This is a genomic window from Pseudomonas sp. S2_H10 (genome assembly GCF_054668285.1).
In genome coordinates this window covers 2,164,937-2,177,225 of record NZ_CP162754.1, presented here as the reverse complement: position 1 = coordinate 2,177,225, position 12,289 = coordinate 2,164,937, and the positions used below count along the sequence as shown (strand labels likewise).

Annotated in this window: 14 protein-coding genes and 1 tRNA gene; 8 read left to right on the top strand and 7 right to left on the bottom strand. The window is 59.0% G+C overall.

The genetic code is table 11. The features are described 5' to 3' along the window. Window positions 1-21: 21 nt before the first annotated feature. The 3 genes from AB4O16_RS09560 to AB4O16_RS09550 form a co-directional block, all read right to left on the bottom strand. Window positions 22-348 carry an Arc family DNA-binding protein gene (locus tag AB4O16_RS09560; RefSeq protein WP_003178899.1) on the bottom strand — a complete coding sequence of 109 codons (327 nt, stop codon included), beginning with the start codon at window positions 346-348 and terminating at the stop codon, window positions 22-24. 411 nt (window positions 349-759) lie between these two features. Beyond that, window positions 760-939, bottom strand: coding sequence for a PA3371 family protein (locus AB4O16_RS09555; protein WP_460157596.1), 180 nt, complete (start codon window positions 937-939; stop codon window positions 760-762). Between the two features lie 23 nt (window positions 940-962). Then, complete coding sequence (locus AB4O16_RS09550; RefSeq protein WP_160389702.1) at window positions 963-1,196, bottom strand: hypothetical protein; 234 nt, start codon at window positions 1,194-1,196, stop codon at window positions 963-965. A 290-nt stretch (window positions 1,197-1,486) separates the two neighbouring features. On the opposite strand from AB4O16_RS09550, the gene AB4O16_RS09545 reads away from it, so the two are divergent. The 5 genes from AB4O16_RS09545 (at window position 1,487) to AB4O16_RS09525 (ending at window position 6,969) form a co-directional block, all read left to right on the top strand. Then, window positions 1,487-1,563, top strand: a tRNA-Arg gene (locus AB4O16_RS09545). Between the two features lie 227 nt (window positions 1,564-1,790). Next, window positions 1,791-3,395, top strand: a complete 1,605-nt coding sequence (locus AB4O16_RS09540; RefSeq protein ID WP_460157595.1) for a response regulator — start codon at window positions 1,791-1,793, stop codon at window positions 3,393-3,395. Continuing rightward, on the top strand, window positions 3,392-4,084 hold the full coding sequence (locus AB4O16_RS09535; protein ID WP_460157594.1) for a sensor histidine kinase: 693 nt from the start codon (window positions 3,392-3,394) through the stop codon (window positions 4,082-4,084). Before AB4O16_RS09540 ends, AB4O16_RS09535 begins: the two co-directional genes overlap by 4 nt. 201 nt (window positions 4,085-4,285) lie before the next feature. Beyond that, on the top strand, window positions 4,286-5,530 hold the full coding sequence (locus tag AB4O16_RS09530; RefSeq protein WP_460158048.1) for a glutamine synthetase family protein: 1,245 nt from the start codon (window positions 4,286-4,288) through the stop codon (window positions 5,528-5,530). 62 nt (window positions 5,531-5,592) lie between these two features. Next, a complete protein-coding gene (locus AB4O16_RS09525; RefSeq protein WP_460157593.1) occupies window positions 5,593-6,969 on the top strand; it encodes an MFS transporter in 1,377 nt (458 codons plus the stop codon). Between the two features lie 66 nt (window positions 6,970-7,035). On the opposite strand, the gene AB4O16_RS09520 is transcribed toward AB4O16_RS09525, so the two are convergent. The 4 genes from AB4O16_RS09520 to flgA form a co-directional block, all read right to left on the bottom strand. Then, window positions 7,036-7,782 carry a flagellar brake protein gene (locus AB4O16_RS09520; RefSeq protein WP_460157592.1) on the bottom strand — a complete coding sequence of 249 codons (747 nt, stop codon included), beginning with the start codon at window positions 7,780-7,782 and terminating at the stop codon, window positions 7,036-7,038. Window positions 7,783-7,875: 93 nt separating this feature from the next. Next, the gene (locus AB4O16_RS09515; protein ID WP_160389696.1) at window positions 7,876-8,343 is read right to left on the bottom strand and encodes a flagella synthesis protein FlgN; all 468 of its coding nucleotides are present in this window, start codon (window positions 8,341-8,343) and stop codon (window positions 7,876-7,878) included. Window positions 8,344-8,391: 48 nt separating this feature from the next. Beyond that, a complete protein-coding gene (gene flgM, locus AB4O16_RS09510) occupies window positions 8,392-8,718 on the bottom strand; it encodes a flagellar biosynthesis anti-sigma factor FlgM (RefSeq protein WP_160389695.1) in 327 nt (108 codons plus the stop codon). 167 nt (window positions 8,719-8,885) lie between these two features. Beyond that, complete coding sequence (gene flgA / locus AB4O16_RS09505; RefSeq protein WP_460157591.1) at window positions 8,886-9,644, bottom strand: flagellar basal body P-ring formation chaperone FlgA; 759 nt, start codon at window positions 9,642-9,644, stop codon at window positions 8,886-8,888. Between the two features lie 83 nt (window positions 9,645-9,727). On the opposite strand from flgA, the gene AB4O16_RS09500 reads away from it, so the two are divergent. The 3 genes from AB4O16_RS09500 (at window position 9,728) to flgB (ending at window position 12,288) form a co-directional block, all read left to right on the top strand. After that, window positions 9,728-10,660, top strand: coding sequence for a chemotaxis protein CheV (locus AB4O16_RS09500; RefSeq protein WP_460157590.1), 933 nt, complete (start codon window positions 9,728-9,730; stop codon window positions 10,658-10,660). A 44-nt stretch (window positions 10,661-10,704) separates the two neighbouring features. After that, on the top strand, window positions 10,705-11,532 hold the full coding sequence (gene cheR / locus AB4O16_RS09495) for a protein-glutamate O-methyltransferase CheR (RefSeq protein WP_110662516.1): 828 nt from the start codon (window positions 10,705-10,707) through the stop codon (window positions 11,530-11,532). Window positions 11,533-11,880: 348 nt separating this feature from the next. Next, a complete protein-coding gene (flgB, locus tag AB4O16_RS09490; RefSeq protein ID WP_460157589.1) occupies window positions 11,881-12,288 on the top strand; it encodes a flagellar basal body rod protein FlgB in 408 nt (135 codons plus the stop codon). The last annotated feature ends 1 nt before the right edge of the window (window position 12,289 follow it).

Genomic DNA, 12,289 nt, shown 5'->3' with positions numbered 1-12,289 from the left:
GGCTTGAGCTTTCTGGCTGAATCAGGACGCGTCGGCGGCCATTTCAGCATCATGTGCGATCAGCGAGACGAGGGCGTTCTGCTGTCGGTGGGAGAGTTGGCGGAAGCGTTGCAGCAGCTCGCGTTCGTGCAAGGAAAGCTCCGGGCTGTCCAGGCGCATGCTCAACTCTTCTCCCAGTGCGCCTTCCTGAATAAGACTCTGCTCAAGGCGCGCAATGATTTCGGAGTTCATGCTGCGATGATGGTTGCGAGCCACTTCGGCAATGCGTTCACGCATTCCGTCTGGCAGACGTACGACGAACTTGTCAGCCGTACGGCTGGAATAAATTGCCTGTTTCAATGGGCGCATATATTTAACCGGTTAGTTCAGGGGAGCGGTTTTCGGGATTGGCCGCAGGATGTCTGGTAGGACAAGCGCTCTGACCAAATGTTCAACCTGAATTGATAGAAGCGCGCATCATGCCTCAAGCCAGCCAGATCCTTGGCGTCAATTCTGTGACAAATATTGAACTGGATAAAGGCGTTCTGCCAGCACCAATTATCAGAAATGCGGACTGGTTTGAAAAGTTCGACCGGCCGTATCGCTTAACGCTTTCTCCGCCCGACAAAAGGTTGCCCAAGGGCAGAAACAACGCACTCGATCACTGTTCCATACCTATACAGAATAGTGGCAAATGGCCGATTTACTAGGGGGAGTCGTATAGAGGGGATGAATTGGGGATGGATGGCAGGCCCTTGCACCGGGACTGCCAAGCCAGGATCAGCGCAGTACCGGATCAAACTTGATCTTGCGCCCGGCAATCAATGCGAGCACGAACAGAGCGCTGAATACACCGCAGGCGATCAGGGGGAGGGTGACGACCATGTCCTGGGTCAAGACCCGATGAAAAATGCCGCTCGACAAGGCGAGGATGAGAAAGCTCGAGGCTGATTTGGACATGCTGTGCTCCTGGTGGGGGTCATTCAAAAAACCAAACGTTCGGCAGGTGGAGTCGCTACCAGGATGTTTTCCTGGCTGACGTCCTGGCTGACAAAGCCGTGCTGGTCGCTCATCACGGCCAACTGCGGTGCTTTCTGCAGTTGAAGGTAATGGGGCATTCGCTGGGCAACCTGCGTAGCACCACTCTCGGGGAAATAATGAAAACCCAGCAAAACCGTCAGGGCGATTGCATTCGAGAGTAAAAGGGCACTATTCATGGCGCTGGCCTCGGTTGTTCTGTGAGAACAGTGGAAGCAGCTCGCATGCCAGAGTCTATCGGCAATTAAATTCTTTAAAAACAATGTATTAAGTTATTTTTGGTAAGGCGCTGCATTGCATTTTGCAATGATGGCTTTTTGAGGTGATGCAATTTGCACGGTAAACGAATCCGCGCCCGGCAGAGGCTTCTTCCTACACTTAAAAAGCCTACGGACGACATGACAAATGCAGGCCCGGCCGTTAACATGCACGCCGTCCATCGCGTCGCGTTTCTTCGCGACCGACTTGTGTCTCAGTAGCTCAATTGGATAGAGCATCCCCCTCCTAAGGGGAAGGTTGGCAGTTCGAACCTGCCCTGGGACACCATCATTCATCAGCGCTTCGCTGTGCACAAAAGCCCCGTCGGAAAATTGATTCCGACGGGGCTTTTTTGTGCGCGATGTCTCGTTTTCAGTAGCGCCTTCACTTATTCGGATCAAGCGTTGGGGAAGGTTCTCAAGGGAACGCCACTGCTGGCCGATAACCCGGACAGTCAGGGGCCGGCTGCGCATTTGCCTTTGGGTTGTTCTTCTTAAATTGCCTGGAAATCTTCGATGCTGTCGTATCACCAAAAGCGTTTTCTGATCGTCGATGATTTCTCGGACTTCCGCAGTTCGGTTCGGTCGATGTTGCGCGAACTGGGCGTCAAGGAAGTGGACACTGCCGACACCGGCGAGCAGGCGCTGAAAATGTGCTCGCAGAAGGCCTACGATTTCATCCTGCAGGATTTTCACCTGGGCGACGGCAAGAAGAACGGCCAGCAGGTGCTCGAAGACCTGATGGAAGAAAAGCTGATCAGCCACGAAGCGGTGTTCGTCATGGTCACCGCCGAAACCAGCCAGGCCATGGTGCTCAGCGCGCTGGAGCATGAGCCCGATGCCTACCTGACCAAGCCGTTCAACCGTTCCAGCCTGGCCCAGCGCCTGGAGCGCCTGGAGCAGCGCAAGACGCTGCTCAAACCGATCCTGCAGGCCCTCGACCGGGGCAAGCCGATGGAGGTGCTCAACGCCTGCATCGCCCTGTGCAAGCAGGACATCCGCTATTCGCCGTTGTGCCTGCGCTTTCGCGCCGATGCCTTGCGCGACCTCAATCAGAACGAGGCGCTGGAGCGTCTTTACGACGGCATCATCGCCGACCGTCCTTTGCCGTGGGCGTTTGCCGGCCTGGGCAAGTTGCTGTTCAAGCGCGGTCAGGTCGGACAGGCCAAAGGCGTCTACGAAAAAGCCCTGAAAGTCTTCCCGATGATGCCTTCGCTGTATGACGGCATGGCTGACGTGCTGGTCGCCGAAGGCGACACCAAGGGCGCGCAGCGCGTTCTCGAAGAGGCGATTCGCCTGTCGCCGCTGGCGGTCCGCCGGCAAGCATTGCTCGGCAAGCTGGCGATGACCAACGAGGACTTCGACACCGCTTCAAAAGCCTATCGTCAGGCGGTGGCCCAGGGCGCGCAGTCACGCTTCAAGGACCCTGAAAGCAACCTCGGCCTGGCTCACGCCTTGATCAGCAAGGGCAGCGACAGGGGCCTGGATACCCGCACCCGGCTGGAAATCAATACCACGCTGAGCGCCGTGGCCAAGGACAACCCCGGCGACCCGGGCCTGCAGATTCGTGCGCGCTTGATGAAGGCCACCAGCATGCTGATCAACGATGCGGAAACGGCCGACAAGCTCACCGAGCAAGCGCTGTTGCGCCTCGATGGCATGGAGCAATTCATGAGCGCCGAAGCGGCGTTGCTGGTGGCCAAGCAATTGAAGATGCTCGGGCAGACCGAGGCCGGCACCGCCATGCTGAAAAACTGCGTGGAAATCTACGGCGACGATCCGGCGGTGATGAAGGACATCGCCAAGCAGACCGACGACCCGAGCATCCTCAATTCCGGCAATGCCGCGGCGGAACTCAACCGTCAGGGCGTGCGCGTGTACAAGACCGGCAATCTGGTCGAGGCGCGGCAGGTCTTTCGCAAAGCCCTGGCGATGCAACCGAAGAACATCAGTATCGCCCTCAACCTGGCGCAGTCGTTGTTGCACGGCACCGATACCGGCGTTGCTTCGGCGGAGCTGGAAGAATGTCGGACCTGTCTGAAAATGGTCGGTCTGATGCCCGACTCCGACGCGCGCTTTGCGCGTTACCAGAAGCTGAAAAGCAAGGCGTTTGGCCAATGAACGACGACCAACAGGCAATGGATTTCTCCACGGTGATTGCCTCGACCGTGCACGATATGAAGAACTCGCTGGCCATGCTGATGCAGGCCCACAGCCAGTGGCTGGCGCGATTGCCGGCGTCGGCGCAGCAGACGCTGGAGCAGGGCGTGATCGACTTCGAGTTCGCCCACCTCAACGGCATGCTGGTGCAGTTGCTGGGGCTGTATAAGCTCGGCGTCAACCAGATGCCGTTGCAACCGGCCTACCATGAACTGGACGACTTCATCGAAGCGCAGCTGGCCTGCCATCAGGAAGTGTTCGCCAGCCGCGGCATCATGGCCACCTATGAAGTGGACCCGCTGAGCCCGCTGGGTTTCTTCGATCGTGAGTTGATTGCCTCGGTCCTGGCCAACTGCATCAACAACGCCATCCGTTTTGCACGGCATGCCGTTTTGATCAGCGTCAGCGACGAAGCCGGGCAACTGGTGTTGACCATCAATGACGATGGCCCGGGGTATCCGGCGCAGATGCTCGAGCGTCAGGCCGATTATGTGCAGGGCATCAACCAAACCACCGGCAGCACCGGGCTGGGCCTGTACTTCGCCGGGCGAATCGCCGCGCTGCATCAACGCAACGGCGTCGGCGGACGTACCGAAATCAGCAATGGCGGACCCTTGGGGGGTGGCGTGTTCCGCCTGTACCTGCCCTGACCGGCAGCATATTTATCGACGCTGCTTGAAATTCCGAACACGCGGAGCCTATTTTGTACGGTCGCCGTTCGCGGCCCGCACAATAACAAGGATAGCGTCATGACGACCGTTGGCCTGAGTTCACTCGCGCAGCGATTGACGGGCATTGATGAAGTTGAATGTGTCACGCCGGATTTGAACGGCGTTCCACGGGGCAAGGTGATGACCAGCGAGGGCTTTCTCGACGGTCGACGGTTGCAGTTGGCGCGGGGTGTGCTGCTGCAATGCATCATGGGCGGATACCCGCCAGCACGTTTTTACGGCAGCGATGATGGCGACCTGGCGCTGATTCCGGACCCGGCACAGATTCACCGCTTGCCCTGGAGCAACCCGCCGCGTGCCTTCGCCATTTGCGACGCGGATGAACTGGGCACCACCACCAGCTCCAATCTGTCGACCCGTGGCCAGCTCAAGGCGGTGATTGCCCGTTACGCTGCCCGTGGCCTGGCGCCCGTGGTGGCGACCGAGCTTGAATTCTTCGTGTTTGCGCCGAACACCGACCCGACCCAGCCGTTCCAGCCACCGTTGGGGCTGGACGGGCGTCGCGAGGATGGTCAGTCGGCGTTCAGCGTCAGTTCCAACAATGGCTTGCGGCCGTTCTTCAATGAGGTCTACGCGTGCATGGCGGCCCTGGGGTTGCCGCGCGATACGTTCATGCACGAAATGGGCGTGAGCCAATTCGAGATCAATCTGCTGCATGGCGATCCGTTGCTGCTGGCCGACCAGACCTTTCTGTTCAAGCATTTGCTCAAGGAAGTTGCCCTCAAGCATGGCCTCAGCGTGGTGTGCATGGCCAAGCCGCTGGCGCATACGCCGGGCAGTTCGATGCATATTCACCAGAGCGTCGTCGAAATCGGTTCGGGGCGTAACGTGTTCAGCGATGAGGCGGGGCAGGAGACAGCCACCTTCCGCCACTTCATTGCCGGCCAGCAAGCCTGCATGGCCGACTTCACCGCGTTGTTTGCGCCGAACGTGAACTCCTACCAGCGCTTGTGCCACCCCTACGCCTCGCCGAACAATGCCTGCTGGTCCCACGACAACCGGGCGGCGGGCCTGCGCATCCCGGCCAGCTTGCCGGTGGCCCGTCGGGTCGAGAACCGCTTGCCGGGGGCTGATGCCAACCCCTATCTGGCGATTGCCGCAAGCCTGGCGGCCGGGTTGCATGGCATCGAGAACGCATTGGAGCCGAGCGCGCCGATCCAGGGTGAGTTCGAAGTGCCGGATAATCTTTCGTTGCCCTGTACCTTGCATGCGGCACTCGAGCGTCTGAAACGTAGCCAGTTGGCCAAGGAACTGTTCGGTGCGGAATTCATCGAAGGCTACATCGCTTCGAAGACCCTGGAACTGACCAGTTTTTATGATGAAATTACTCCCTGGGAACGGCGTGTTTTAGCAGCCCAGGCCTGACGACCCGTCGACATCCGGCTATCGTTTAGCGATAGCCGATTCTCACTGCAAGGAGTCGCTCGTTGCGCCAAATCTGGAAATCCTTTCGAGCGCTGTATTTCGCCTCGCTGATGATGTTGATCGGCTCGGGCCTGTTGAGTACTTACCTGGGCTTGCGCCTGGCGGCCGACAATGTCGACAGCCTGTGGGTCGGTGCGTTGATGGCCGCCAACTATTTCGGCCTGGTGCTGGGGGGCAAGATCGGTCACCGCTTGATTGCCCGGGTCGGGCATATCCGGGCTTACTCGGCCTGTGCCGGGATCGTCGGCGCGGCGGTGCTGGGCCATGGCCTGGTCGACTGGCTGCCGGCCTGGCTGTTCCTGCGGGTGATCGTCGGCCTCGGCATGATGTGCCAGTACATGGTGATCGAGAGCTGGCTGAACGAGCAGGCCGAAGCCAAACAGCGCGGGCTGGTGTTCAGCGGTTACATGATCGCTTCCTACCTGGGCCTGGTGTTGGGGCAGCTGATCCTGGTCATGCACCCGGCACTGGGGCTGGAGCTGCTGATGCTGGTTGCCCTGTGTTTCGCCCTGTGCCTGGTGCCGGTGGCACTGACGCGCCGGATTCACCCCGCGCCCTTGCATCCGGCGCCCATGGAACCACGGTTCTTTATCAAGCGCGTGCCGCAGTCATTGAGCACGGTGCTCGGGGCGGGCCTGATCGTCGGTTCGTTTTATGGTCTGGCGCCGCTGTATGCCTCGCAGCAGGGGTTATCCACGGAGCAGGTCGGTCTGTTCATGGGTAGCTGCATTTTTGCCGGGTTGCTGGTGCAGTGGCCGTTGGGCTGGTTGTCCGACCGCTACGATCGGGCTGTGTTGATCCGCAGTTTTGCGTTCAGCCTGGCCCTGGCGGCACTGCCGCTGGCGATCATGCCGAAGGTGCCGCTGGAGGTTCTGTTTATCGCCGGTTTCATCTGTTCGCTGGTGCAGTTCTGCCTGTATCCGCTGGCGGTGGCGTTCTCCAACGACCATGTCGAGGGTGATCGCCGGGTGTCCCTGACGGCGATGTTGCTGGTGACCTACGGCGTTGGAGCGAGTATTGGACCGCTGGTGGCAGGCGTGCTGATGAAGTTGTTCGGCAGCCAGATGCTTTACGCGTTTTTCAGTTTCTTTGCGTTGGTGCTGGTGTGGCGGATTCGTCCGAAAGCCGTGACCAACCTGCACCAGGTGGAAGATGCGCCGCTGCATCACGTGGCCATGCCGGACAACATGACGAGTTCACCGCTGGTGGCCTGCCTCGATCCGCGTGTTGACGAGCAGGTGGTGCAGGAGCAGATGCAAAATCCGGTGAGCAACGGGTCAGAGCCTGAAGCAGAACCTGAAACTGAAACTGAAACCGGTCAGCCGCCACAAGACCCGGATACAGGGCGGGACCCTAATTTCAGCGAGGCCAGGCCTTAAATCCAGGGCATAAAAAAAACGGGCAGTCACCACAAGGGACTGCCCGTTTTTTGTTGAAGCTATCTATCAGAGATCGTCTTTGTCGAACCGACGTGCTTCGCGTTGCAACTGGTAGACGAAGCGCTCGACCTGGCGCTGCACCAGCCCGCTCATGTTGTGGAAGCGAACGCCGGCGAAGGTGGTGGAGATCTTTTCTTCGAAGTGCAGATAACGCAACTCGACCGGAGCGGTCATCTTGCCAAAGGGCAGGTCGGCGTTGAAACGGTCGTAAACCTGGCCCAGTTGCAGGCTGCCGGTGATGTCGCCGTCGAAACGCAATTTGCACCCGGTAGCGGAAATATCCAGCAGCTTGCCGCTGATGGGCGCCTTGAGCTTTTCGCCGTCGAGGTTGACGTTGACCAGTTGTGCCAGCTTCAACGCCGCGCGGAACGCATTGCGGCGCTGGTGGTACGAGACTTCATCGGGCAGGGGCCCGCGATAGCAGCGGCTGCCACCGGATTCGTCGATGTTCAATGGGCCGTTGCTTTCCCAGGCAATGCGCACGCCTTCGTGGAAGCCTTCGACCCTGAAGGGTTCGCCCGCCATCAGGTAGCGCTCGCCATCACGGGGGATCATTTCGTCCAGGGCGATCATGTTGCTTTCACGGTCCAGGTCCACCAGATAGCTCTGGAAGCGCTGGCTGCGCTCATGGAACGTGATGATCAGCGGGTCATGGCTTTCGAGCAGCTGGCGCAGGTTGCTGGAGATTTCCAAGGGCGTGGAGAGCACCTTGGGTGGCTGCGGCGAATCATCCACGGATAAGGCATTGGACACGGTTAATCAATCTCCAGACAAAATTTGACTACGACTGGCCAGCATTCTGCCAGCATCTTTCGCGTCTTGGATAGAGCGGGCTCATCGAGCGGCCTAAGCCTGACTGAGCGGGCGCGGCTTAGCAAGCTTGGAGAATGTTCCGCTGGCATCGTAAAGCGCCGGGGTTTCACCACCGGTGAGGATTTTCAGCTGAGTGGCCGTAGCGACCTGCTGAGTGAGGATCGACTGGCCGTTGTTGGCGTTGATGGCTTGGCACTGGGCCAGGAGATCGGTCAGTACGTCACTTTGCGCGAGCAATTGCTCGCCAATGCTCGATTGACTGGCCAATTGCTCAAGACCGCCACGGTTGGTCGGCAGGTTGAGGCTGGCGAGGATTTCACTGCGCTTGCGGCCATGCTGTTCGAGCAAGACGACCAATGCCTGTTTCTGCGCCAGGATGTCCTCGAGCAATGGCATGTCGCGGCCATGCAAGGCGAGGGATTCGGTGCGCAGTAATTCCAGCAGGTGTTGCGCCGGGGCAAAATCGTCGGTGATCAGTTGCAGTAGATTAGTGTCGTGCATGGCTGGCCTTGGGTTTTAAGCGTCCAAAAGCCTGGCGCCGGCGGTGGCCTAGCGCTGGGCTTCGAAGTTGAGCAGTTTGCTGGCTACACGGTTGCTGTCGACTTTATAGCTGCCATCGGCAATCGCTGCTTTCAACTCGGCCACGCGGGCGTTGTCGACGGCAGGCTGATCGCGCAGCTTGTCAGTGACCTTCTGCAACTGTTGAGCCTCATTGCTGAGATGTACCGATTCCCCGCTTTTGACGGTGCCGGCCTGTTCGGCCGCGGACTCCAGCGGCGCGGTTTTGCCGGTTTCGGCGCTGTCCTTGCTGGCGCTGGTACGTGTACTGCCCGTCAGGGACGAGGAGCTGTTCAAACGGCTGAAATCGATGACCATGATAAAAAACCTCTGGGAATTTGGACGCTTGCCATGTTTTCGGCCATTCCCTGGAAAACTTTAGGCTCATTTATCAATGAACCTCGCGCGCGTCAGCGCTTGCCCTGCATGGAGCACAGTCTAGGGAACAGCCGCGGCAAGCGCCACATTGCGATGAACACAGAGCCTTACATGGACACTTCCACCTGCCCCGGCGCCATGACCTGCGCCTTGATGACCCGCTGGGAATTGAGGTTTTTCACCCGGATCTGTTCGCTCAGGCTGCCGTTCGACAGGGCTTCACCCGGCATGCGCACGCTGAGCGTACCGCTGCGTGCGGTAATGACCACCTGATCGCCCTTGCGGATGACCTCGGCCTGTTCGATATGCACCAGGGTAATCACTTGGTCGGCGACCATTGGTCGGGTCAGTCGCTGCCCGATCGCCTGGTCGAGGGAGGTCAGGTAGCCCTGGCTGATCAGGCTGATGTCGCGCTCGCGCAGCACCACATCCGCGGGTTCGACAATGGCGGCGCGACGCAGTGGCCGGGCGGCGCTGACGACGTCGCGAAACAGGCGGACTTGAGCGGGTACGTATACGGTCCAGGGGGAGGAACCCTCGCAACGTACCTTGACCGTGACGCGTCCCAGGGGCTTGGGACTCTCCAGCGTTGCTGTCAATTCCTTGTCGCACATGGGCATGTGCATGCGCGGATCGAGCTGCTTGACCTCGATCTCGTAGCGACCTTCCGTTTGACTGGTAGCCAGATAGTCTTCTACGGTGAATTCAAGAAAGCCCTGAGTGACGCCGATAAGCATGTCAGGCAAGGTAACCGCGTCAGCAAGGGCAGGGCTGCCAGCGTTGAACAGGCAAACGGCCGCCAGCACACCAAGCCATTTGCGGTAGGGTGTGGTCAGGCGTCGAAAAAATGTCGGTTCTGTGTTCATAACGATTAAAAAAGCAAGCGCCGTGCCGTTTAGTGATCAAGGCGCGTCGCAACAACACTTGGCGTTGGTGTAGGAGTCTGGGCATGGCTGGTGTAATGGATTCGGTAAACCAGCGCACGCAACTGGTGGGGCAGAATCGCCTTGAGCTGTTGTTGTTCCGTCTCGACGGCCAGCAGCTGTACGGGATCAACGTCTTCAAGGTTCGGGAGGTGCTGCAATGCCCCAAACTGACGCTGATGCCCAAGTCCAGTCCTGTCGTGTGCGGTGTGGCGAACATCCGGGGGGCGACCATTCCGATCCTTGATCTGGCAATGGCGACCGGCTCGGGTGCATTGAAGGACAAGAACAATCCCTTCGTGATCATCACGGAGTACAACACCAAGACCCGGGGTTTCCTGGTCCGCTCGGTGGAACGCATCGTCAATATGAACTGGGAAGAGATCCATCCGCCGCCCAAGGGCACCGGACGCGATCACTACCTGACGGCGGTGACGCGGGTCGACAATCAGTTGGTCGAAATCATCGACGTCGAGAAGGTGCTGGCGGAAGTGGCGCCGACGCCGGAAGCGATTTCCGTCGGTGTGGTGGATGTCGAAACCCAGCACAAGGCGCTGTCGTTGCGCGTGCTGACGGTCGACGACTCGTCGGTGGCACGCAAGCAGGTCACGCGTTGCCTGCAGACGGTCGGCGTCGAAGTGGTGGCGTTGAACGACGGTCGGCAAGCGCTGGACTACCTGCGCAAACTGGTCGACGAGGGCAAGAAGCCGGAAGAAGAGTTCCTGATGATGATCTCCGACATCGAGATGCCGGAGATGGACGGGTACACCCTGACGGCGGAAATCCGCAACGACCCGCGCATGCAAAAGCTTCATATCATCCTGCATACTTCGTTGTCGGGGGTATTCAATCAGGCGATGGTCAAGAAGGTCGGTGCCGATGACTTCCTGGCCAAATTCCGTCCTGATGACCTGGCATCCCGGGTAGTCGACCGGATCAAAGCAGCAGATATCAGCTAGGGGCCCCGCCCCTGGCAGTCAACGCGATTTAAGAGGCGGCATCATTGTCTACGGGTAATTTGGATTTCGAACAGTTCCGGGTATTCCTGGAAAAAGCCTGTGGCATTTTGCTCGGTGAAAACAAGCAGTACCTGGTCTCCAGCCGTCTCAACAAACTGATGGAACAGCAAGGCATCAAGTCTTTGGGTGAGCTGGTTCAGCGCATGCAGACCCAGCCGCGCAGCGGTTTGCGCGAACAGGTGGTGGATGCCATGACCACCAACGAAACCCTGTGGTTTCGTGACACCTACCCGTTTGAAGTCTTGAAGAACAAGGTACTGCCCGAAGCGATCAAGGCCAGTCCCGGCCAGCGCCTGCGCATCTGGTCGGCGGCGTGTTCGTCGGGCCAGGAACCGTATTCGCTGTCGATGTCCATCGACGAGTTCGAGCGGGTCAACATGGGCCAGTTGCGGATGGGCGTGCAGATTGTTGCCACCGACCTGTCCGGCACCATGCTGAACAACTGCAAGACCGGCGAATACGACAGCCTGGCGATCGGCCGCGGTCTGTCGCCCGAGCGCCTGCAGCGTTATTTCGACCCGAAAGGGCCGGGGCGCTGGGCGATCAAGGCGCCAATCAAGAGCCGGGTGGAGTTCCGTTCCTTCAACCTGCTGGACAGTTATGCGGCCCTCGGCAAGTTCGACATCGTGTTCTGCCGCAACGTATTGATCTACTTCTCCGCCGAGGTGAAGAAGGACATCCTGTTGCGCATCCACAGCACGTTGAAGCCGGGCGGTTACCTGTTCCTCGGTGCTTCCGAAGCGCTGAACGGCTTGCCGGATCATTACCAGATGGTCCAGTGCAGTCCGGGGATCATTTACCAGGCGAAGTGATTTCGTTGGTGTTGTCAAAAAACGGGAGCCCTTTGGGGCTCCTTTTTTGTGGCCGATAATTTCCAACTTACACCGCGTGCCCTTGTAGGAGCCGGCTTGCTGGCGATGAACGATGACACGGTCTGTCTGGATGACTGCGGCGCCTGGATCGCCAGCAAGCCGGCTCCTACAAGGTTACGTGGTGCCAAGCGGCAGAAAAGCGGCAGGCGGCGGAAAACCGTTGCCGCTTTTCTGGCATTGCCGCGTTGCCACGGCCGGCAAAGCCCCGGTTTCCGGGCTTTTTTGAATTGGCATGGGGCTTGCTAAGTTGATCCTACGAAAAATCAGGTCACCCGAAGGTTTCCCGACATGAGCATCAGCTTCGATAAAGCGCTCGGTATCCACGAACAAGCCCTGGGCTTCCGCGCCCAGCGTGCCGAAGTCCTGGCCAACAACATCGCCAACGCCGATACCCCGAACTACAAGGCTCGGGATCTGGACTTCTCGAAAGTGCTCGCCGAGCAGAACGAGAAAACCAAGAGCGGCACTTTTGCCTTGAACATGACCAACAGCCGACATATCGAAGCTGAAGGCCTGGGCAACGGCGACGAGTCGTTGCTGTATCGCACGCCGATGCAACCGTCGATCGACCAGAACACCGTGGACGCTCAGTTGGAGCAGTCGAACTACGCGCAAAACGCGGTCGGCTTCCAGGCCAGCTTCACCCTGCTCAACAGCAAATTCAAAGGGCTGGTGTCAGCCCTGCGCGGAGAGTAAG

What these genes read in the sequence shown, in the direction of transcription:
- AB4O16_RS09560 (WP_003178899.1), bottom strand. Translation starts at nt 348, where the DNA reads ATGCGCCCATTGAAACAGGCAATTTATTCCAGCCGTACGGCTGACAAG.
- AB4O16_RS09555 (WP_460157596.1), bottom strand. Translation starts at nt 939, where the DNA reads ATGTCCAAATCAGCCTCGAGCTTTCTCATCCTCGCCTTGTCGAGCGGC.
- AB4O16_RS09550 (WP_160389702.1), bottom strand. Translation starts at nt 1,196, where the DNA reads ATGAATAGTGCCCTTTTACTCTCGAATGCAATCGCCCTGACGGTTTTG.
- AB4O16_RS09540 (WP_460157595.1), top strand. Translation starts at nt 1,791, where the DNA reads ATGCTGTCGTATCACCAAAAGCGTTTTCTGATCGTCGATGATTTCTCG.
- AB4O16_RS09535 (WP_460157594.1), top strand. Translation starts at nt 3,392, where the DNA reads ATGAACGACGACCAACAGGCAATGGATTTCTCCACGGTGATTGCCTCG.
- AB4O16_RS09530 (WP_460158048.1), top strand. Translation starts at nt 4,286, where the DNA reads ATGACCAGCGAGGGCTTTCTCGACGGTCGACGGTTGCAGTTGGCGCGG.
- AB4O16_RS09515 (WP_160389696.1), bottom strand. Translation starts at nt 8,343, where the DNA reads ATGCACGACACTAATCTACTGCAACTGATCACCGACGATTTTGCCCCG.
- flgM (WP_160389695.1), bottom strand. Translation starts at nt 8,718, where the DNA reads ATGGTCATCGATTTCAGCCGTTTGAACAGCTCCTCGTCCCTGACGGGC.
- flgA (WP_460157591.1), bottom strand. Translation starts at nt 9,644, where the DNA reads ATGAACACAGAACCGACATTTTTTCGACGCCTGACCACACCCTACCGC.
- AB4O16_RS09500 (WP_460157590.1), top strand. Translation starts at nt 9,728, where the DNA reads ATGGCTGGTGTAATGGATTCGGTAAACCAGCGCACGCAACTGGTGGGG.
- flgB (WP_460157589.1), top strand. Translation starts at nt 11,881, where the DNA reads ATGAGCATCAGCTTCGATAAAGCGCTCGGTATCCACGAACAAGCCCTG.